The 22,434-nt window shown below is 32.6% G+C and carries 19 protein-coding genes; 7 read left to right on the forward strand and 12 right to left on the reverse strand.

Annotated elements, in window-relative coordinates; all coding sequences use genetic code 11:
• Window positions 1-5: 5 nt before the first annotated feature.
• Complete coding sequence (locus tag N4A42_RS03635) at window positions 6-434, reverse strand: single-stranded DNA-binding protein (RefSeq protein ID WP_294070004.1); 429 nt, start codon at window positions 432-434, stop codon at window positions 6-8.
• 153 nt (window positions 435-587) lie between these two features.
• Window positions 588-1,631, reverse strand: a complete 1,044-nt coding sequence (gene mutY, locus N4A42_RS03640; RefSeq protein WP_294070007.1) for an A/G-specific adenine glycosylase — start codon at window positions 1,629-1,631, stop codon at window positions 588-590.
• A gap of 134 nt (window positions 1,632-1,765) precedes the next feature.
• Between mutY and N4A42_RS03645 the strand changes: the two genes are divergently transcribed.
• Window positions 1,766-2,056 carry an HU family DNA-binding protein gene (locus N4A42_RS03645; protein ID WP_114302077.1) on the forward strand — a complete coding sequence of 97 codons (291 nt, stop codon included), beginning with the start codon at window positions 1,766-1,768 and terminating at the stop codon, window positions 2,054-2,056.
• A gap of 322 nt (window positions 2,057-2,378) precedes the next feature.
• Window positions 2,379-3,923, forward strand: coding sequence for an Rne/Rng family ribonuclease (locus N4A42_RS03650; protein ID WP_294070015.1), 1,545 nt, complete (start codon window positions 2,379-2,381; stop codon window positions 3,921-3,923).
• A 77-nt stretch (window positions 3,924-4,000) separates the two neighbouring features.
• Here the strand turns inward: N4A42_RS03650 and N4A42_RS03655 are convergent, their stop codons facing one another.
• The 3 genes from N4A42_RS03655 to pyrH form a co-directional block, all read right to left on the reverse strand.
• The gene (locus N4A42_RS03655) at window positions 4,001-5,287 is read right to left on the reverse strand and encodes a DUF5686 family protein (protein WP_294070018.1); all 1,287 of its coding nucleotides are present in this window, start codon (window positions 5,285-5,287) and stop codon (window positions 4,001-4,003) included.
• A gap of 184 nt (window positions 5,288-5,471) precedes the next feature.
• The gene (gene frr, locus N4A42_RS03660) at window positions 5,472-6,026 is read right to left on the reverse strand and encodes a ribosome recycling factor (RefSeq protein WP_294070020.1); all 555 of its coding nucleotides are present in this window, start codon (window positions 6,024-6,026) and stop codon (window positions 5,472-5,474) included.
• A gap of 44 nt (window positions 6,027-6,070) precedes the next feature.
• Complete coding sequence (gene pyrH, locus N4A42_RS03665) at window positions 6,071-6,778, reverse strand: UMP kinase (protein ID WP_294070023.1); 708 nt, start codon at window positions 6,776-6,778, stop codon at window positions 6,071-6,073.
• A 112-nt stretch (window positions 6,779-6,890) separates the two neighbouring features.
• On the opposite strand from pyrH, the gene N4A42_RS03670 reads away from it, so the two are divergent.
• Window positions 6,891-8,615 carry a T9SS type A sorting domain-containing protein gene (locus N4A42_RS03670; protein ID WP_294070025.1) on the forward strand — a complete coding sequence of 575 codons (1,725 nt, stop codon included), beginning with the start codon at window positions 6,891-6,893 and terminating at the stop codon, window positions 8,613-8,615.
• A gap of 54 nt (window positions 8,616-8,669) precedes the next feature.
• On the opposite strand, the gene tsf is transcribed toward N4A42_RS03670, so the two are convergent.
• The 5 genes from tsf to N4A42_RS03695 form a co-directional block, all read right to left on the reverse strand.
• Window positions 8,670-9,644: a translation elongation factor Ts gene (gene tsf, locus N4A42_RS03675; RefSeq protein WP_294070027.1), complete on the reverse strand. Its 975-nt coding sequence runs from the start codon at window positions 9,642-9,644 to the stop codon at window positions 8,670-8,672.
• 84 nt (window positions 9,645-9,728) lie between these two features.
• Complete coding sequence (gene rpsB / locus N4A42_RS03680) at window positions 9,729-10,502, reverse strand: 30S ribosomal protein S2 (protein ID WP_294070029.1); 774 nt, start codon at window positions 10,500-10,502, stop codon at window positions 9,729-9,731.
• Between the two features lie 221 nt (window positions 10,503-10,723).
• On the reverse strand, window positions 10,724-11,110 hold the full coding sequence (rpsI, locus tag N4A42_RS03685) for a 30S ribosomal protein S9 (protein ID WP_294070032.1): 387 nt from the start codon (window positions 11,108-11,110) through the stop codon (window positions 10,724-10,726).
• Window positions 11,110-11,565: a 50S ribosomal protein L13 gene (gene rplM / locus N4A42_RS03690; RefSeq protein WP_294070034.1), complete on the reverse strand. Its 456-nt coding sequence runs from the start codon at window positions 11,563-11,565 to the stop codon at window positions 11,110-11,112. The genes rpsI and rplM overlap by 1 nt, the downstream gene beginning before the upstream one ends.
• Before the next feature lie 155 nt (window positions 11,566-11,720).
• Complete coding sequence (locus N4A42_RS03695; protein WP_294070036.1) at window positions 11,721-12,680, reverse strand: L-threonylcarbamoyladenylate synthase; 960 nt, start codon at window positions 12,678-12,680, stop codon at window positions 11,721-11,723.
• A gap of 97 nt (window positions 12,681-12,777) precedes the next feature.
• Here N4A42_RS03695 and N4A42_RS03700 point away from each other — a divergent pair, with 97 nt between their 5' ends.
• Together N4A42_RS03700 and N4A42_RS03705 are read left to right on the forward strand one after the other, a co-directional pair.
• On the forward strand, window positions 12,778-14,409 hold the full coding sequence (locus tag N4A42_RS03700; RefSeq protein ID WP_294070038.1) for an ABC-F family ATP-binding cassette domain-containing protein: 1,632 nt from the start codon (window positions 12,778-12,780) through the stop codon (window positions 14,407-14,409).
• A gap of 81 nt (window positions 14,410-14,490) precedes the next feature.
• Window positions 14,491-16,452, forward strand: coding sequence for a YgiQ family radical SAM protein (locus N4A42_RS03705; RefSeq protein WP_294070040.1), 1,962 nt, complete (start codon window positions 14,491-14,493; stop codon window positions 16,450-16,452).
• A 17-nt stretch (window positions 16,453-16,469) separates the two neighbouring features.
• On the opposite strand, the gene polA is transcribed toward N4A42_RS03705, so the two are convergent.
• Complete coding sequence (gene polA, locus N4A42_RS03710) at window positions 16,470-19,328, reverse strand: DNA polymerase I (RefSeq protein WP_294070042.1); 2,859 nt, start codon at window positions 19,326-19,328, stop codon at window positions 16,470-16,472.
• 268 nt (window positions 19,329-19,596) lie between these two features.
• Between polA and N4A42_RS03715 the strand changes: the two genes are divergently transcribed.
• Window positions 19,597-20,424 carry a GNAT family N-acetyltransferase gene (locus N4A42_RS03715; RefSeq protein WP_294070044.1) on the forward strand — a complete coding sequence of 276 codons (828 nt, stop codon included), beginning with the start codon at window positions 19,597-19,599 and terminating at the stop codon, window positions 20,422-20,424.
• A 67-nt stretch (window positions 20,425-20,491) separates the two neighbouring features.
• Here the strand turns inward: N4A42_RS03715 and N4A42_RS03720 are convergent, their stop codons facing one another.
• Window positions 20,492-20,752, reverse strand: coding sequence for a hypothetical protein (locus N4A42_RS03720; RefSeq protein ID WP_294070046.1), 261 nt, complete (start codon window positions 20,750-20,752; stop codon window positions 20,492-20,494).
• A 265-nt stretch (window positions 20,753-21,017) separates the two neighbouring features.
• Here N4A42_RS03720 and N4A42_RS03725 point away from each other — a divergent pair, with 265 nt between their 5' ends.
• Window positions 21,018-22,433, forward strand: a complete 1,416-nt coding sequence (locus tag N4A42_RS03725; RefSeq protein WP_294070048.1) for an aldehyde dehydrogenase family protein — start codon at window positions 21,018-21,020, stop codon at window positions 22,431-22,433.
• Window position 22,434 lies beyond the last annotated feature (1 nt).

Below are 22,434 nucleotides of genomic sequence, written 5' to 3' on the forward strand. Positions count from 1 at the left end.
ATTAATTAAAATGGTAAATCGTCATCAACTTCTGGTGTAACGCTATTTTGAGTAGGTTGTTGAGGTTGTGCTTGCTGCTGATTTTGCTGCTGCTCGTTCTTGTTAGTTAAAAAAGTAAAGTCGGTACAATGTATTTCGGTAGAGTAACGATCCATGCCTTTATCATCTGTCCATTTTCTAGTTTTTATACGACCTTCAATATAGACTTTGTCTCCTTTGCTAAGGTATTTTTCGCATATTTCAGCAGCTTTATTTCTTACAACAATATTATGCCATTCAGTACTAGAAACTCTTTCGTTTGTGGTCTTATTGGTGTAAGTTTCGTTAGTTGCTAAAGGAAATCTACCAACACAATTTCTATCATCGAAATAATGCATTTTTACTTCATCACCCAAATGCCCAATTAGCATTACTTTGTTCAATGTTCCAGACATATTAAATTATTTAAGCTTACAAAGTTACTTATTTTGTAATCACACCTTTAAAATTAATAAAAAAATGTGATTTACATCTATTTAAAATTTTCAAGAGCATTAGATATTGGTAAAGCTACTGTTTGCCAAATGCTTATTATTAGTTTTTATGCTTTACGAAAAATTAAAAGCTTTAATGAAGTTATCTATAAGAATTGGTACAGGATAATTTTTTAGTTCTTTAATTGGAACTGATGCCTCAGGTAACTGATTAATTTCTATAATCCAGAATTTAGTATGAAGATGTTGATGAGATAGCTTATGAACTTTGTCTTTAATATTATATAAAGAATACTCAAATTTAAGATCCTTTAAAAAGCTATGATTTAGGTCGAGAAGATGAAATTCATCTGAGGATAAACTTTTTTTAGATTCAATTAAGGGGAATTGATATAAATTCTGCCAAATACCCTTAGAAGTTCTTTTTTCTATAAATGTATTTTTACTTTTATCAATACACACCAAAAAGTTGAAATATTTAATTTTTACTTTGGTTTTCTTTATTTTAACTGGAAGTGTATTGATTAAATTCTTTTCTAGAGCAACACAACTTTGACTTAATGGACAAACCATACAAGATGGGTTTTTAGGTTTGCACTGTATAGCACCAAATTCCATAATCGATTGATTGAAAATAGCAGGTTGCTTACTATCGATAAGCGAAGTTGCCATTTTTTTAAATTCCTTTATGCCTGCAGTGGAATTTATAGGAGTATCAATGCCAAAATAGCGAGCTAATACTCTGTAAACATTTCCGTCTACAACTGCTGCAACCTCATTAAAAGCAATTGAAGCAATAGCACTAGCGGTATAATCACCAACACCTTTAAGTTTTATTAGGTCTTTGTAGTTGTTAGGAAAATCACCTTTTAGACTAAAAGCTATATGTTTGGCAGTAGCGTGTAAATTTCTGGCTCTAGAGTAATAACCCAAGCCTTGCCATAGTTTTAATACTTCTTCTTCATAAGCGTTTGCAAGGTCAAAAACAGTAGGGTATTGCTTAATAAAAGCATTATAATAAGGTAAACCTTGCTTAACTTGTGTTTGCTGCAAAATTATTTCAGAAAGCCAAATATGATAAGGATTTATAGTCTCTCGCCAAGGCAGGCTTCTGTTATTATTTGAGTACCAATTAATTAGCGTGTTGCTAAATTCCATCTGTTCATTTACAATTTTTAACAAAATTAAATCTTTATGTTGTTAAATTTTAATTAATTACGCTTGAAATATTGAAATTAAATTACATATATTTGCATCCCTTAGAATTAATAGTAACCCTAAAACTAATAACAATGACAAAAGCCGATTTAGTAGCTAAGATATCTGATAAATTAGGTATGGAGAAAGGTGACGTACAAGCTACAGTAGAAACTTTTATGGAAGAAGTTAAATCATCATTAGAAGGTGGTGATAACGTATACTTAAGAGGTTTCGGAAGTTTCATTATTAAAACTAGAGCAGAGAAAACAGGTCGTAATATTTCTAAAAATACAACGATTAAAATTCCAGCTCACAACATACCAGCTTTTAAACCAGCTAAAGTATTTTTAGAAGGTGTAAAATCTAATGTTGAAGTTAACTAAGACATTAAAAAAGATTATTAATTTAAAAAGCATTTTTCATTATGCCAAGTGGTAAAAAAAGAAAGAGACACAAGGTAGCGACGCATAAGCGTAAAAAACGTAGACGCGCTAATCGTCACAAAAAGAAATAAGCTGAGAAAAAGTAGTTTTAAACTACTTTTTTCAGTTTTTTTTAAAACGTTCTTTGATATAAAATTAGATGTATTTAATAGAGTACATCATAATTTGTTTGGATTATCCGATAGATTATTATCGGAATCCTGTGTCAAATAATTTAGTAAAATCCATCCCGATGTTTACTATCGGGATTTAAATTAACATTATGAACAAAGAATTAATCGTAAGATCGAGTTCAGATATTGTTGATTTTGCCTTATTAAAAGATGGAAAACTTATTGAATTACATAAAGATGAAGAGGATAGTAACTTTGCAGTAGGCGATATTTTTATTGCTAAAATCCGCAAAGTAATTCCAGGTTTAAATGCAGCATTTGTAAATGTTGGATATGAAAAAGATGGTTTTTTGCACTATCATGACCTTGGACCAAAATTACCTTCACTTTTAAAATTCATTAAACGTGTAAGCACAGGAAAATTAAGAGATTATAGTCTCAAAGACTTTCCGTTTGAAAAAGATTTAGATAAGCATGGCGCTATTGCTAATGCCCTTAAGTCTAATCAATCAATTTTAGTACAAGTAGTAAAAGAGCCTATTTCTACAAAGGGACCACGCATTAGTTCAGAATTATCTATTGCTGGTAGATACATTGTCTTAGTACCTTTTTCTAATCGTATTTCAATTTCACAAAAAATTGAATCTCAAGAAGAAAAAGACCGATTAAAAAGACTCGTTAGAAGTATTACTCCTAAGGGATTTGGCGTTATTATTCGTACTGTAGCTGAAGGCAAAAAAGTTGCCGAGCTAGATAATGATTTACAAAATTTGCTGACAAGATGGACAGCAATGTGTAAAAAGTTATACAAAGCACATCATCCAACTAAAGTTTTGGGAGAAATGAATAAAGCATCCTCAATATTGAGAGATATTTTTAATGATTCGTTCTCTGGTATTGTTGTAGATGATGAAGAATTGTATATACAAGTAAAAGATTACGTGCAAAAGATTGCACCGAAAAAAGAGTCTATTGTAAAGCACTATAAAAACGGAGTTCCTGTATTTGAAAAATATGGAATAGAACGCCAAATAAAAACATCGTTTGGTAAAACCGTTTCTATGGCTAAAGGCGCTTATTTAGTTATAGAACATACTGAAGCTATGCATGTTATAGATGTAAATAGTGGTAATCGTTCTAACAAAGAGAAAAGTCAAGAAGATACAGCCTTAGAAGTTAATTTAATCTCTGCAACCGAAATTGCTCGTCAATTACGCCTTCGTGATATGGGAGGTATTATAGTAGTTGATTTTATTGATATGGGCAAAGCAGAAAACAGAAAGCAACTTTACAATCATCTCAGAGAAGAGATGAGAGACGACAAAGCAAAGCACAAAATATTACCGCCGAGTAAGTTTGGTTTAGTGCAAATTACCAGACAGCGTGTTAGGCCAGAGCGTAATATTAAAACAAAAGAAGAGAATCCAAATCTCGTTGGTGGTGATGAAATAGAAGCACCAATTAAAGTGGTAGAGCGTATTAGGCAAGACCTAGAGCGGATTCTTAAAAAAGACTATAAAAAGATAACATTAAATGCACATCCTTTTATAGCTGCCTTTTTAACCAAGGGGTATCCATCTATACGTGCAAAGTGGTTCTTTGAGCACAAAAAATGGGTAAAAGTTTTACCTAGAGATGCTTACACATATCTTGAATATCATTTTTTTGATAAAGATGGTAACAAAATCAAATAATATCTATTAGAAAAGCCCTTCCTTATTTTGGAAGGGCTTTTTTGTTTTTATGTACAGTTTTATTAGATAGTGTTTGTTTAAAGCGAGATGTTAAATGTAAATTTAAAAGCAATATTATCTTCAAATTTAGGAATATGATATGCACCATAACGATAAGCAAAACTTAATCCAAAACCAAGCAATAATTTATTGATTTCAAAACCAGATTCTGAGTATAAGTGGTTAAGTGTATTAAATGAAATTCCTTGATGCTTACTTATGCTTTTCATATTTCCAAGAGCATATCTAGATATTAATACAAGTTGAGGTTTAAATCGTTGAGAGATTTTAAATGGCCTGAAATAGTGTTTTAACTGCAATGTTGAGAACTTATCGCTAAAAAATTCATTAAAGTACATAGTTTCAAAACTATTAAGACCAGCAACAGAAAAACGTTGCAAAATGGTTTCTTTAGTAATGTTGTTAGGATAGGCATGATACAAATGTGTTAGAGGTACATCTCCTTCTGCTATGCCAGCAACTAATGTAATGTTAGTTTTGGCATCATTAGAGTGAATAAACTCTTGTATAGTCCTAAAGTCTAATTTAGTAAAGTTAAAATCACTGTTTAAAACCGATTTAAAACCTTTTGTAAGCTGTAATGTAAATTTTGGATAGCCATCTTTAGATTCAATAATTTTATCCTCTTTTGTATCAAATCTACTAAAAGGACTCCACTGTAAACTTAATTTAGCTGTACTCAAATTAAATCTGTCATAAGCTACATTATCTAAAAGATAATTATAGTTATACGTAGGATTAATTTTACTGTATGAGAATTGGGTCTCAGACAATAAATGATTAGAAATTTTGTGTTGTAAGCCTATAGATTTTGTAATGTGTTTATGAAATAAACTTATATTAAGAAGTCGTGGTTCAAAAAAGGTAAAGAAACGTTTATCAGTTAAAAATGCTGAGCTTCCTGTTTCTTGTAAATCATCTGTATAAGATAAATTTACCCAAGTATTAGAGGTTTTATTAATCCTAAAACCTCCTCCAATACTGTGCTTGTATTTCTTGTCTAAAAAACCATAAACTAAATACCCATTAACACGATATTTTTCAGAAAAACGTTCGTTAGTTGTTCCGCCTAATCCAGTTCTAAATCCTTCAAACTGATTAAATTTAATAAGATATCTAAGGTCTAAATTAAAAAAGTTTATGGGTAAGTAACCGTTTCCGATGTTTTTAAGAAACTCAGCTTTTTTTATAGAATCTTTTTCTGTTTCAGATTGATAAAAATTCTTTTTTTCTGAAATAGGATTTTGAGCAAAGCTATTTATTGCAAGGCAAAGTAGAAAAACAACAAATAGTCGCTGTAGCATTTAAATTAACAAGTTTTTATATTAAAAAAAGAGACTGTCTGAAAAGGTAATGTTTTGTCAATCTGAACTCTTTTCAGATTCTAAAACATATTGAAAACGAATTAATAGAGATTCTAAAATAAATTTAGAACAACAGGTTTTCGTACTTTTTAGACAGTCTAATGTATTATTATCTAAGTTTTGATTATACAGTCATAATCTCTTTTTCCTTAACGTCTAGAATACCATCTATACTTTTAACGTAAGAATCTGTGAGTTCTTGTATATCAATTTCAGCATTACTTTTTAAATCTTCAGAAGCGTCTGTTTTTTTTATGTCATTCATCGCTTCTTTACGAGCATTTCTTACACCAACTTTAGCATCTTCAGATTCAGATTTTGCTTGTTTAGCTAAATCTTTACGACGTTCTTCAGTTAAAGGTGGTACATTGATTATAATTGTTTCACCATTATTCATAGGGTTAAAACCTAAATTGGCTAACATTATACCACGCTCAATTTCTTGAAGCATACTTTTTTCCCATGGTTGTACTGAAATTGTTCTACCATCTGGAGTGTTAACATTAGCAACCTGATTTAATGGTGTTTGAGAACCATAGTAATCTACCATTACACTTCCTAACATTGCAGGGCTTGCTTTACCAGCTCTAATGTTTACAAGTTGTTTTTCTAAATGCTTAACAGCATTATCCATAGCTTCTTTTGCTGTGTCTATGATAAATTGAATGTCGTCGTTCATAATCTTTAATTTTAATGGATTGCTATCAAAAGTTAAGCCAAATATTATAAGTTAACTTCAGTGCCTATGTTTTCACCAGAAACTACTTTTAGTAGGTTTCCTTTTTTATTCATATCAAAAACAATGATTGGCAATTTATTTTCCTGACTTAATGTAAAAGCTGTAGTATCCATTACTTTAAGCCCTTTACTAAGTACATCGTCAAAAGTAATATGATCAAATTTAACTGCAGAACTGTCTTTTTCTGGGTCTGCTGTATAAATACCATCTACTCTTGTACCTTTTAAAATAACATCAGCCTCTATTTCTATGGCGCGTAATACAGCAGCTGAATCTGTTGTAAAATATGGGTTACCAGTACCACCACCAAAAATAACAACACGTCCTTTGTTTAAGTGGCTCATTGCTTTCCTTCTTATAAAAGGTTCTGCAACTTCGTTTATTTTAATAGCTGTTTGTAAACGCGTTTTTACATCGGCATCTTCTAGTGCGTTTTGTAAAGCTAAACCATTAATTACGGTTGCTAACATTCCCATATGATCTCCTTGTACACGATCCATACCATTAACTGCACCTGCAACACCTCTAAAGATGTTTCCACCACCAATTACAATAGCGACTTCTACTCCTAAGTTAGTTATTTCTTTAATGTCATGGGCATATTCAGCTAAACGTGTAGGATCTATACCATATTGGCGATCTCCCATTAAGGCTTCACCAGATAATTTCAGTAAAATTCTTTTGTATTTCATGCTTAATTTGAAAGTTGAACAAAAATAATAAAATAGTACGTTTTTCTTTTTATTTTTTTGATGACATTTTATAATTGATTCGATTAGTTCATATAATACTAATGCAAAATTTATGAAGTCAAATTACATTACAGTAGTTGTTCTTTTATTTAGTATCAATGTTTTTTCACAGGGATTTGAATGGGTTCAACACATTGGAGGCACAGGACATAAGTATGTAAATAAATCTGTAATGGATGATTCTGACAATGTGTACCTTGCCGGATATTTTTTTGGTGAAGCAGATTTTGATACGTCTGAAAACAATAGTGTAATATTTAATACTACTGACAGTAATAATATTAAAGCCTATGTGTCTAAGTATAATAACGTTGGTGATTTAGAATGGGCTACTGTAATTGAATCTTCAAATATCGTTTATGCAAATACACTTTCAATAGACAATAATGGGATTTATGTTGCAGGTCAGTTTATCGAAAATGTTGATTTTGATTCTGGTACTACAGTATTAACATCAAGCATTAGCTCAGGTTTTAAAATGTTTGTAGCTTTTTATGATTTAAATGGAAATTTTCAATGGGTAGTAGATTGGACGAGTTCAACCGCTAAGACTACTCCAAAAGATTTGCTTTTAGATTCACAAGGGAATCTTCATATTACAGGAAGTTATTATGAAGGAATATTAAAACCAGATCCTATAAGTGATATTGATAGTTATAGTTCAACAAGGCAAAAAGGATTTTGGATAACATTGAATAATCTTCATGAATATGTTCAATCTAAGCAGTTTGGTGATATAGCTAATACATGGTATAATTACGATGATGTAGATAATGCTATTTTAGATGAGTCAGGTAATATATTGATATCTGGAAACTTTAGAGGAAGTTTTGATTTTGACTTTGGAAGCGGTACAACACTACTTGAAAATGATAACGGAGGAAGTTTTTTTGCTAAATATACGTTAGGTGGTACTTTAATTTGGGCAAAACAACTTGAGCGTGTTGAAACCCAGAAGATAGCTTGTGATGATGATGGTAATATTTTCGCTACAGGAACATATGGAGGAAATGTAGATTTTGACCCTTCAGATGCTTCAGAATATTTTGTTCAAGCATTTGGAACTTATTACGATAACTATCTTCTTAAATGGGATAGTTTAGGGAATTTTAATTGGGCATTTGGTTTTGGAGGTAATTATGGACCATCAGATAGAAGTTATGATATAGAATTAGATGCTAATACAGTTTACATTACAGGAAGTATAACCTTTGCAGGTGATATTGATTTTGATCCAGATCCTATTGATGAATACAATATTACTACTTACGGTTTTGCAGATTACTTTGCTGCAAGATATTCTACTGATGGCGATTTTATATGGGCTGTTAATTTAAATGGAGACCAAGCATCAAGTAGTAATGTAACTGGAAAAAGTATTATGCTAAATAATGAGGGTAAACTACTTTCAGTTGGAGAATTTAGTGATATGGTTAATTTTAATTCAGGTGCTAGTTCAGAAATTATCTCAGCTCAAGGTACACAAGATATTTTTTTGATGCAGCTAGATAATGAGCTTCTAGGAATCAATGATGAGAATTTTGCCCCTGATTTATCCGTTTATCCTAACCCAGTGACTAATGATTTATTCATTAAAACAAAATCATTGATGCAATCTGTTTCAGTTTATAATATTAAAGGGCAACAAATGTATTTTAAAGATCATAATGATTTAGAATCCACAATAAATTTGAGTAGTCTAGCCTCTGGAATTTATTTATTGAAAGTTAATTATGCTCAAGGATTAATAGGTTTAAAACGAATAATTAAAAATTAAAAAAGCCTCTCAAATTTGAGAGGCTTTCAATTTATAAATGAATAATTTTATAGATTATCCTACATTAGCTCTATTAAAACCAGTAACTTCAACGTCACCATAAGTTTTAACGTATTCAGCAACAGTTTTCTTTTCGTCTTTAATAAACTTTTGATCTAATAAACATTGTTCTTGATCTAAAGTAGTATTATCAGAAATGAAACGCTCCATTTTACCTGGTAAAATTCTATCCCAGATTTGCTCTGGCTTACCTTCAGCTTTTAATTCTGCTTTTGCAGCTTCTTCAGCCTCAGTTAATACTTCAGGAGTTAATTGTGCCATAGAGATGAACTTAGGAACATTTTTTAAAGTCTTACCTAAACGTCCTAATTCAATATTATCTTTTTCGATTACAGCAATACGAGCTTCAGTTTCTGAAGCTATATAAGCTGGGTCAAAGTCTTTGTAAGATAATGTTGTTGCTCCCATAGATGCAACTTGCATAGCTATATCTTTAACTAAAACTTCAGCGTTATCAACTTTTGCAGATAAACCAACTAAAGCAGCAATTTTATTAATATGAACATATTGCCCTACAAATGGTGCGTCTAATTTTTCGAATGAAGTAATTTCTAACTTCTCACCAATAACACCTGTTTGTTCAGTTAATTTGTCAGCAACAGTCATGCCTCCAAAATCACCTGCTAAAAACTCTTCTTTTGAATTGTAATTTAATGCTAATTCACCTAATTCGTTAGCAAGCTTTACAAAGTTTTCGTTTTTACCAACAAAATCAGTTTCACAACCAAGTACAATAGCAACTCCAGAAGTATTGTCTGCGTTGATTTTAGCTACAGCAGCTCCTTCAGAAGAATCTCTGTCAGCTCTTTTTTCTGCAACTTTTTGTCCTTTTTTACGTAAAACTTCAATGGCTTTATCAAAATCACCACCAGCTTCAACTAAAGCTTTTTTACAATCCATCATACCAGCACCAGTGGCTTTTCTTAGCTTGTTTACTTCTGCTGCTGTAATTTTTACAGTATTTTCCATAGTTTATAAATTTAAAAAAGTCGTTTAATTCATTCTTTTTAAGAAACAATTAAACGACTTAATTATATCGTGTAATTGTTGTTTTTATTCTTCTTCTTGAGCTGCTACTGGAGCTTTTTCAGCTTTTTTAGTTTCAGCTTTTACTTTGTTATCTTTTTCAACACGTTCAGCTTTTCTTTCGTTTAAGCCATCTTCAATAGCAGATGCTACTATAGATAAAACTTTGTTGATAGATTTTGAAGCATCGTCATTTGCAGGAATTACATAATCTACCTGACGTGGGTCAGAATTAGTATCTACCATTGCAAAGATTGGAATATTCAATTTTTGAGCTTCTTTAATTGCAATATGCTCACGCTTAATATCAACAACGAATAAAGCACCTGGTAAACGTGTCATATCAGAAATAGAACCTAAGTTCTTTTCTAATTTAGCACGTTGACGGTCTACTTGTAAACGTTCTTTTTTAGATAAAGAGTTGAATGTGCCATCTTTCTTCATTCTATCGATAGCAGCCATTTTCTTAACCGCTTTTCTAATAGTTACGAAGTTAGTTAACATTCCACCTGGCCAACGCTCAGTAATGTAAGGTTGTTTTACAGCACCTGCTTTTTCAGCAACAATGTCTTTAGCTTGTTTTTTTGTAGCTACAAATAAGATTTTTTTACCTGATGCAGCAATTTTACTTAATGCAGCACAAGTTTCTTCAATTTTAGCAGCTGTTTTGTAAAGGTTGATGATATGGATGCCGTTACGCTCCATATAAATGTAAGGAGCCATGTTTGGATCCCACTTACGTGTTAGGTGACCGAAGTGTACACCTGCTTCTAGTAGTTCTTTTACTTCTACTTTTTCCATTTTTGTAATAGTTTACGTTCTGTTGAATTAGCAATGCTCTATTTTAGCTATTAGCTTTTGCTATTAGCGATTAGCTCATTTAGATGCTAAACTAAATCCCAATGTTTCCATTGTGGACAACAATAACTGGTTTATATATTGCTGCACTATGCAGCGATTTCATTAAAATAAAATAATTCAGAATCTGAACATTCAGATTCTGAATTAAGTGTTGTTGGATATTAACGTTTAGAGAACTGGAATTTCTTACGCGCTTTCTTCTGACCGAATTTCTTACGCTCTACCATTCTTGGATCTCTTGTTAATAGACCTTCTGGCTTTAATATTGCTCTGTTTTCAGCATCTATTTCGCACATTGCACGAGATAATGCTAAACGTATAGCTTCCGCCTGGCCGGTGATACCACCTCCATATACGTTTACAGTAATATCAAAGTTGCCATCATTGTTAGTCATGGCTAAAGGTTGGTTTACTTTATACTGCAGTGTTGCAGTAGTAAAATAATCCGCCATGTCTTTTTTGTTCACGGTAATGTTGCCTTTTCCTTGAGCAACATACACACGAGCAACAGCCGTCTTTCTACGGCCAATTTTGTGAATTACTTCCATTAGTTAATTTCGTTTAAATTAATTGCCTTTGGTTTTTGAGCTTCGTGAGCGTGCTCAGTACCAGCAACAACAGTTAAGTTTCTAAAAAGAACCGAACCTAATTTGTTTTTAGGTAACATTCCTTTTACTGACTTTTCTACTAATCTGGTTGGGTCTTTCTCAAACATCTCAGTAGCAGTCAAGCTTCTTTGACCACCTGGATAACCTGTATGACGGATATAACTTTTATCTGTCCACTTGTTACCAGTTAAGTTGATTTTTTCTGCGTTTATAACAATAACGTTATCACCGCAATCAACGTGTGGCGTAAAGTTAGGTTTGTGCTTACCTCTTAAAAGTATTGCTACTCTTGAAGCTAAGCGACCTAAAGTTTGTCCTTCAGCATCAACTAAAACCCACTCCTTATTAACGGTAGCTTTGTTAGCTGAAACTGTTTTGTAGCTTAATGTGTCCACACTAATTTGATTTATAATCACGTAAAATACGCGATAGATTAAACATTCCTCTTCCGAAAAAGAGTTTGCAAATTTACGATAACTTATTGGATTGGCAAATCTTAAGGGTGGTTTTTTTAGCCTGAAAATCAGAGTAATTCAAATCTAACTTCTTTTTAACTTTTAGTTGCTCTTAGAAGTCTATCGTTTATAGATTTGCCTAAACCATAATCTGGTAATTGTTCGGCAATAATAATGTCTAAATTTTGTTGGTCTAATTGATGCAATGCATCGTATAGTTTTGAAGCCGCTTCTTGTAGATTATTATCTTCAGATAATACAATTTTGAAGTCTATAACATCATCGTCTATAATATCACTATAGGCTAGTACTCCAATACGTTTTCCTGTATGTGCTTTAATAGCTTTATTAAGATTATCTGTGAGTATGGTTTTTGTTTTAGGAGCATAATGACGCTCTAACATGCCAGGAGCTTCAGGCGCGATGTCTTTCTTATTCTTAATGCCAATTTTTCCAATAACAGCTTCAATAGCTTCAATTGGAGTAGAGCCCAAACGATAAATAATAGGCTCATCGTTTTCAAAACCTATTATAGTAGATTCAATGCCTTTTTTACAAGCACCTCCGTCTAATACCATTTTAATTTTGTTTTTAAAATAACCTTCTACATGCTCTGCAGTTGTTGGACTTATTCTATTAAATGGATTGGCACTTGGTGCAGCTAAAGGAAATTCTAACTGATTTAAAAGCTCTATAGTAGTAGGATGATTTGGTACTCTAACAGCAACAGTATCTTTGCCAGCAGTAATAATATCTGGAATAATGCTTTGCTTTTTTAATACCAAAGTGATTGGTCCTGGCCAGAAAGTTTCTGCTAATAGTTTTGCTTTTTCAGGAATCGACTCTACAATCTCATTCAGATGATCTTTTGACGGAATATGAACAATTAAAGGATTAAAACGTGGACGTTTTTTGGTTTCAAAAATGGCTTTGATTGCTTTTTCAGAATAGATATTACCAGCTAAACCGTAAACAGTTTCGGTTGGTATGGCTACTAATTCTTCATTATTAAGTATAGTAACAGCTTTTGATATGTCTTTAGAAATAATGCTCATGTCTTAATCAAGACGCAAAATTACTTCAAAAAAATGAAACCATTATTTAAAATAAGAATGCCCTTTTAGTAGTTTTGCTGCTTTAACGAAGTATAAGATGATTTCAGTAGATAATTTAGCAGTAGAGTTTAGTGGTCATACCTTATTTAGTGAGGTGTCATTTACTATAAACTCAGATGATAAGATTGCTTTAATGGGAAAAAATGGTGCAGGAAAATCAACCATGATGAAAATTATTGCAGGTGTTCAAAAAGCAACTCGAGGCAATGTAAGATCTCCTAAAGAATCTATTATCGCTTATTTGCCACAGCATTTGTTAACCGAAGATAATACAACTGTTTTTGATGAAGCTTCTAAAGCTTTTAGTCATGTGTTTGCTATGCGCGATGAAATGGAAAGCTTAAATAAAGCGCTAGAGACAAGAACAGATTACGAATCTGATGAATATATGAAAATTATTGAGCGTGTATCAGATTTAGGTGAAAAGTATTATGCTTTAGAAGATGTTAACTATAATGCAGAGGTAGAAAAAGCGCTCAAGGGGTTAGGCTTTAAGCAAACAGATTTTGCAAGGCAAACCAATGAGTTTTCTGGTGGTTGGCGTATGCGTATAGAGTTAGCAAAAATATTACTTCAAAAACCAGATTTAATTTTGCTAGATGAGCCTACAAATCATATTGATATTGAATCTGTAATTTGGTTAGAAGATTTTTTGGTGAATAAAGCTAATGCAGTTGTTGTGATTTCTCATGACAGAGCTTTTATTGATAATATCACTAATCGTACTATAGAAGTAACCATGGGTCGCATATATGATTATAAAGCTAAATATACCCACTATTTACAATTACGTGAAGAACGAAGAGCACATCAGATAAAAGCCTACCAAGAACAACAAAAGTTTATTGCAGATAACCAAGCGTTTATAGAAAGGTTTAAAGGGACTTACTCTAAAACAAACCAAGTGTCGTCTCGAGAGCGTATGCTCGAAAAACTTAAAATTATTGAAATAGATGATATTGATACATCGGCTTTAAAGTTGCGTTTTCCACCATCACAACGCTCAGGTGATTATCCTGTAACAGTTAAAGAGGTTTCAAAATCTTATGGAGATCATGTTGTATTTAAAGATGCAAGTATGTCTGTGGCAAGAGGAGAGAAGGTGTGTTTTGTGGGACGTAATGGCGAAGGAAAGTCTACAATGATAAAGGCTATTTTGAGAGAAATTGATGTTGATGGCACTTGTAGTTTAGGGCATAATGTTAAGATTGGTTATTTTGCTCAAAATCAAGCAGCATTATTAGATGAGAATCTTACCGTTTTTCAAACGGTTGATGAAGTTGCTAAAGGTGATATACGCACTCAAATTAAAAACATTTTAGGGCGTTTTATGTTTAAAGGCGATGATATAGACAAGAAAGTTAGTGTACTATCTGGTGGTGAAAAAACCAGATTAGCTATGGTGAAACTTTTACTTGAACCAGTAAACTTATTGATTCTTGATGAGCCTACAAATCACCTCGATTTAAAATCTAAAGATGTACTTAAGGAGGCACTTCAAAATTTTGATGGAACACTTATACTTGTATCTCACGATCGTGATTTTCTACAAGGGCTTGCCAATAAAGTGTTTGAGTTTAAAGAAAAACGTGTTATTGAACATTTTGAAACTATTGATGATTTTTTAGCTAGAAATCGTATTGAGAGTTTAAAAGCTATTGATTTATAGTTTGTTAAATAAGTAGTGCTATAGGTTTCATTTGTTAGCCATACAGATGAAGACGTTGTTTTTAACTATTTTTGCAGTGTGATGAATGAATTAAGACTTTCTAGTTGGTTGCCTACCACAAATAAAGAGGTGAAAATACGCGGTTGGGATGCGTTAGATGTTATTTTATTTAGTGGTGATGCGTATGTAGATCATCCATCGTTTGGTCCTGCAGTAATTGGTCGTATTCTAGAAAGTTATGGACTTCGTGTTGCTATTGTGCCACAACCCAATGTAAATGATAATCTTCAAGATTTTGTAAAGTTAGGTGCGCCAAAATTATTTTTTGGTGTTACAGGTGGTTGTATGGATCCTATGATTAGCAATTATAATGCTAATAAGAAGCGTCGAGATAAAGATGCTTATACGCCAAATGGTGAGATTGGATTTCGACCAGATTATGCTACAACTGTATACTCTAAAATTTTAAAAGAAAAATGGCCAGAGGTTCCTGTGCTTATTGGTGGTATTGAAGCCTCTCTACGTCGTGTAACACATTATGATTATTGGAGCGACCAACTCATGCCAAGTATTCTAGAAAGCTCTAAAGCAGATATGTTGGTTTACGGAATGGGAGAACAACCGCTTCGAGAAGTAGTGCGTTTGCTTCAAAAAGGTGTGCCTTTTTCTAGTATCAATACAGTGAAACAAACCGCTGTTATGTTAAATGCTGAAGCTAATATCCCTAAAAATAAACATTGGGAAGATGTAGAAATTGCTTCACATGAAACCTGTTTGGAAGATAAAAAAGCTTATGCATCTAATTTTAAAATTATAGAGCAGGAATCTAATAAATTAGCTGCACGACGTATTTTTCAGAAGGTAGGAGAGAAGATACTTATGATAAATCCGCCTTATCCAACTATGACAGAAGAAGAGATTGATGCTTCTTTTGAGTTGCCTTACACACGTTTGCCTCATCCTAAATACAATAAACGAGGTCCAATTCCTGCGTTCGAAATGATTAAATTTTCAATCAATATACATCGTGGGTGTTTTGGTGGTTGTAGTTTTTGTACCATTTCGGCACATCAAGGTAAGTTTATTGCTTCAAGAAGTCAAGAATCTGTATTAAGAGAGGTTGATATAGTTGCTAATATGCCAGACTTTAAAGGCTATTTGTCAGATATTGGTGGGCCAAGTGCTAACATGTACAAGATGAAAGGCAAAATACAGTCTATATGCGATAAATGTGTGGCGCCTTCTTGTATTTCGCCAGTAATTTGTAGTAATTTAGATACGTCGCACAAACCCTTAACACAGTTATATCAAGCGGTTGATAAGCATCCAAAGGTTAAAAAATCTTTTATAGGAAGTGGTATAAGGCACGATATGTTAGTGCCAGAGTTTAATAAAAACGCAGATGCTAAAGAACTCGATGATTATACTGAAGAAGTCATGACAAAGCACGTTTCTGGGCGATTAAAAGTTGCGCCAGAACACACCAGCGATCCTGTGTTGAAATTAATGCGAAAGCCTTCATTTAGCTATTTTCATAAGTTTAAAGATCGTTTTGATAAAATTAATTTGAAGCATAAACTAAAGCTTCAATTGATTCCATATTTTATTTCAAATCATCCAGCTTGCGAAGCAGAAGATATGGCAAACCTTGCTGCGGAAACAAAAGATATGGGTTTTCAGTTAGAACAAGTGCAAGGTTTTACACCAACACCAATGACTGTGGCTACCGTAATTTATTATAGCGGTTATCATCCGTATACTTTAAAAGAAGTAAACACACCTAAAACCAAAAAAGAAAAAGATGAGCAGCATCGTTTTTTCTTTTGGTATAAAGATGAAAACAAACAGTGGATTCGTAACACCCTTAACAAACTAGGACGCCAAGATTTACTTAATGTATTACTGCCCAAAAAGGAAGAGCGTTGGCGCAAAAACAAGCCTGGTAAGCCTAAGCATACCTTTAATGATGCTGTGCCTTTTAATCAGCGAAAAGAAAAAGTAAAGTATAAGGGCAAGAAAAAACGTAAGACTAAAAAACGATAACGTTAATTCTGTTTATCTTAATGCGCTTCCAGCCAATTATCACCAATATCTAAACTCACATCTAAGGGTACAGAAAGTTGATAAGCGTTTTCCATTTCGGTTTTAATGAGGTTTTTTAAACCTTCTAACTCTGGTTTGTAAACATCAAAGACTAATTCATCATGCACTTGCAACAGCATTTTTGTTTTATAGTTACCTTCATTTAATCTTTTGTGAATATTAATCATCGCAATTTTAATAATATCAGCAGCACTTCCTTGTATTGGTGCGTTTACCGCATTACGCTCTGCTGCACCACGTACCACAGCATTACGAGAATCAATATCCTTTAAGTAGCGACGACGACCCAAAACCGTCTGTACATAACCGTTATCGCGCGCAAAGTCTACCTGATCTTGTATGTAGTTTTTAAGTTTAGGATAAGTTGCATAATACGTATCTATGAGTTCTTTAGATTCGCTACGTGTTAGGTTGGTTTGGTTGCTCAAGCCAAAAGCAGAAACACCATATATAATTCCGAAATTAACGGTTTTAGCATTACTACGTTGTTCTCTAGTAACTTCTGAAATAGGAACATTAAACACCTTTGAAGCGGTTGAAGCATGAATGTCTTCGCCATTTTTAAAAGCTTCAATCATGGTTTCTTCTTCACTTAAAGCCGCAATGATTCTTAATTCTATTTGTGAATAGTCTGCAGCTAATAAAGTATAATCTTCATTTCTTGGAATAAAAGCCTTACGAACTTGTCTTCCACGTTCGGTACGAATAGGAATATTTTGAAGATTAGGATTGTTACTACTTAAACGTCCTGTGGCTGCAACCGTTTGCATATAATCTGTATGTACACGACCAGTTTGTTCAAAAACCTGTTCTGGTAAGGCATCTACATATGTGCTTTTTAGTTTTGCTAATCCACGATAGTCTAAAACATTTTTAACAATATCGTGCTCTTTGGCTAAAAAAGATAGAATGTCTTCGCTGGTTTTATATTGACCAGTTTTTGTTTTTTTAGGCTTGTCTACCAACTTCATTTTTTCGAAAAGAATGATACCTAATTGCTTTGGTGAAGCAATATTGAATTCTTCTCCTGCGGCTTCATAAATACTTTTTTCAAGATTAACAATATCGTTATCTAATTGCTCTGAAAGTTTGCTTAAGAAATCTTTGTCTAGATTAATACCTTCCAATTCCATATCGGCTAAAACTCTAAGAAGAGGCACTTCAATATCATCAAAAAGCTTTTGTGTGTTGGCTTCGCCTAGTTCTTTTTCAAAATGCTCTTTTAGTTGTAAGGTGATATCAGCATCTTCAACAGCATATTCAGTCTGTTTCTCAAGAGGAACTTCTCGCATTGAGAGTTGATTTTTACCTTTTTTGCCAATAAGTTCTGTGATTGATATAGGAGTATAATTTAAATAAGTTTCGGCTAAAACATCCATGTTATGGCGCATATCTGGATTGATGAGATAATGCGCTAACATGGTATCGAACAATTTGCCTTTTACCTCGATATTATACTTGGCTAAAACTTTGATATCGTATTTTAAATTTTGACCAATTTTTTCAATGTTTTCATTTTCAAAGAAAGGTTTTAATTCTTCAATAAGCGTTTGTGCTTCATTTTTATCTTCTGGAAAAGGCATATAAAACCCTTTGCCAGTTTCCCAAGAAAATGCAATACCAACCAACTCTGCTTCAAGAGGGTTAATGCTTGTGGTCTCTGTGTCAAAACAAACAGAACTTTGAGTTATTAAATTTTTAATAAACAATTTAGTAGCCATTCCTGAAGTCACGCTTTGGTAAAAATGTGATGTGGTTTGTGCTGTTTGCCTTGAGAATGTTGAACTCGTTTCTTCGGAAGCTGATCCATTTGCATTTTCTGATCCAAAAAGTGAAAATTGACCTGCGCCTGCGGACTTTGAAGACGAAGTTGAAGATGAAACCGAAGTTGAAGTTTTCTTTGTTGTGCTTTGTGCTTCGCTAGTGGTGTCTTGAGGTGTAAAGGTTTTAATGAAATTTTCTGTTAGTCTTCTAAATTCTAGGTCTTGAAAAATTTGCTTTACTTTTTCAATATCTGGATGGTCTAATTCAAAATTTTTAGCATCAAATTCAACAGGAACATCGATCATGATAGTTGCCAGTTTTTTAGATAGTAAACCAAGTTCACTGTTGGCTTCTACCTTTTCTTTCATCTTGCCTTTTAGTTGGTCTGTGTTGGCTAAAAGCCCTTCCATACTACCAAACTGGTTAATGAATTTTTTGGCAGTCTTTTCCCCTACACCAGGAAGACCAGGAATATTATCAGAAGCATCTCCCATCATGCCTAAAAAATCAATCACTTGCATAGGATCAGTGACTTCAAACTTCTTTTGTACTTCAGGAATTCCCCAAGTCTCATAACCTCCGCCAAATACAGGTCTGTACATAAAAATATTTTCAGTAACAAGTTGTGCAAAATCCTTATCTGGTGTTACCATAAACGTTTTATAACCTTCTTTTTCGGCTTGTCGAGATAAGGTTCCTATAATATCATCAGCTTCATAGCCTTCTTTCATTACAATAGGAATATGCATAGCTTTTAAAATCTCATAGATGTAAGGTACAGCTGTTTTTATGCCTTCAGGTGTTTCATCTCTGTTAGCTTTATAGGCTTCAAACATCTCTACACGATCAACACTTCCTCCTTTATCAAAACAAACAGCTAAATGATCTGGTCGTTCGCGTTTAATGACATCTAAAAGCGAGTTCATAAAACCCATTATGGCAGAGGTGTCTTCTCCTTTAGAATTAATTCTTGGGTTTTTTATAAAAGCATAGTAGCCACGAAATATTAACGCATAAGCATCAACAAGGAAGAGACGTTTTTGGTCTGACATATCTGAAGTTTGATTTGATAATAATATCAGCTTGAGTGCAGTCTAAAGCGAATTGTATATAAATACAAGCTTATGAAAGTTAATCTTGCCGACAGTTCGCAAATTACAAAACTTAAATCGTGAAATGAAGCAATGAGAAATTAAAATATTTATGAAGAGATTGCTGTTTTTGGTTGTGTAATATATTCTATTTAACACGTTTGTAGTGTTTTAAGGGTTTAAAAAGGGAATTTGTAATTTTAAGCAATTACTTTTAAACCAATGAAATATGCAGGTTAAACACCTAGGAAATACTGATTTTAATATAATTATGGAATGCTTTCTATTAGCATTTGAAAATTACTTTGTACCAATGCCAACCGATTATAATTTTTATAAAAAACGTTGGGAGGTAGCAGGAGTAAGATACGATTTGTCTTATGGTATGTTTAACGAAGATAGATTAGTTGGCTTTATTATTAATGCGATAGATAAACGGCAAGGTTATGTAATAGCATATAATTCTGGTACAGGAGTGATTCCTGAATATAGAGGGAGACGCATTGTAAAATCTATTTATGAGTATGCTATTCCAGAACTCATTAAAAATGGGATTACAAAATGTCAACTAGAAGTAATTACTGAGAACCAAAAAGCAATTAAGTCTTATGAAGGTATAGGATTTAAAATTTGTAAACATTTTAAATGTTATAAAGGGAGGCTTTTAACTCAAAGAGAGACAAATTATTCCTTGAGCCAAGTTTCTCATCGCGATTTTAACTGGGTTGAATTCCTAAATCAGGATTTGTATTCTTGGGATAACCAAAAAGAGAGTGTCATAAAAGGCGATTTTAAATATTATCTGGTTAAAGTTGATGGTACATTACAATCTTATTTTATAATAAATCCTAAGAGTGGTTATATTGCCCAGTTTGAAGTTTTAGATAATACAGTTTTACATTGGCAAAATTTATTTTCAGCAATACAATCTATAATTCCAGAAGTTAAAATTAATAATGTTGATGAGCGTTTAACCTATAAAATCAATGAGGTTGAAAAGTTAGGTTTAAAAAATATAGTAAATCAATTTGAAATGGAATTGTTTCTTAAGGTGTAATTGGTACAAAAGAAAAAGCCGAAAACATAGGTTTTTCGGCTTTTTCAGTGGTTAATAGCATGTTTTTTTAGCAAAGCTTAACAGTCTTAACTTTAATCTGAAGACTTTTTCTGTAAGCTTTAATACTTATGATTTCGTTACTTTTCTTACGGTTTATTTTTAATACTTTAGCTTTCACTTTAGCAGAAATAACAGTTTTCTTAGCTTCAGGCTTTTCAGCTTTTACAGTATCAACAAATTCAGTCTCAACATTACTTACAACATCTTGCTGAGCAAATCCTGCTAAAGACATTGTTAAAAATAATAATATGACTAAACCTTTTTTCATTGTTGTTAAATTGTTTTTTGTTTTTAACTTCGGTTCAAAGTAACGTAGGTTTGCTTGTTTGGAGTGAAATTTTTGGACAAAACAAGAAGGAAATTAGATATCTGGCATGCGAAAACCAAAAACATCGATGAAATACATAAAATGAGCTCGTAGCCCTTTAAAACAGGTGTTTTTACGGATTAAAAACACTGTTTTTTAGACTAAATGAAACGCTTTGCAGATATTATCGATGAAATACACAATATTGATATAATTTTAGATGATTATGAATAACAATTATACCCACAACCCATATTATTCATTGTTTGTTAAACAACAATCAAAACAGATTAGTGTAGGGCAAACATCATATAGTTATAGAATTAAACAATTAGATAAGCTTAAAACAGCTATTGAGATAACCTACAGAGCTCAAATAATTGAAGCATTACAAAAAGATTTAAATAAACCAAAGGTAGAAACCGAGCTTACAGAGATTTATCAGATAATAGGTGAAATTAAATATGCTAAAGCACGTTTGCATAAATGGATGCGCAAACAAAAGGTTGCAACACCTTTGTCTATGTTTGGATCTGGTTCTTATTATATTTATGAACCTAAAGGTGTGTGTTTAATTATATCACCTTGGAATTTTCCTTTCAACTTAACATTTGGTCCATTGGTTTCGGCAATTGCTGCTGGTAATTCTGTAATTATAAAACCGTCTGAAATGACTTCAAATGCTTCAGCATTAATGAAAGAGATTGTTGCTGCTATTTTTAAAGAAGAAGATGTAGCATTGGTTGAAGGTGAAGTAGAAACATCTACTTACTTATTAGAACTGCCTTTTAATCACGTCTTTTTCACTGGTTCACCGCAAGTTGGTAAAATTGTTATGTCTGCTGCGGCAAAGCATTTAGCTTCAGTTACGCTAGAGTTGGGAGGGAAATCGCCAACAGTAATAGATAAGACAGCAAATATAGATAAAGCTGCTAAGCGTATTGTTTGGGGAAAGTTTATGAATGCTGGCCAAATATGTGTATCACCAGATTATATCTTGATAGATGCAAACATAAAAGATCAGTTTATAGAAAACTGTAAAAAATGGATAAACCAATTTTATACCAACCAACCTAAAACCTCACAGTCTTATGCTAGAATTGTGTCTGAAAAACATTTTAAGCGTTTAAAACTTCATCTTGGTAATGCAAAAAGTCTGGATGCTAAAATAGACATTGGAGGTGATGTAGATATTAATTCTAAATATATAGCACCAACAATAGTATCTAATTTAAAAGAAGGAGCTACTTTGCTTAATGAGGAAATCTTTGGGCCAATTTTACCTGTTGTGTCTTATAACACATTAGAAGAAGCGATAGCTTACATTAACTCTAAAGAACGGCCATTAGCGCTTTATATATATAGTAATAGTAAAAAACACAGAAAACAAATTATGATGCATACTAAAGCGGGTGGTACATGCATTAATAATAATGTTATCCATTATTCTAATCATAGTTTGCCATTTGGAGGTGTTAATAATAGTGGTATTGGTAAAAGCCATGGTTTTTATGGGTTTAAAGCTTTTAGTAATCAGAGGGCAGTAGTAAAGCAATATGCTTTTGGGATTAATGAATCATTATTTCCACCTTATACTAAATATAAAGAGAGATTAGCAGAGCTGACTGTTAAGTGGTTTTAAG

Origin of the sequence: Winogradskyella sp. (assembly GCF_025210595.1) — a bacterium.
Lineage (GTDB): Bacteria > Bacteroidota > Bacteroidia > Flavobacteriales > Flavobacteriaceae > Winogradskyella.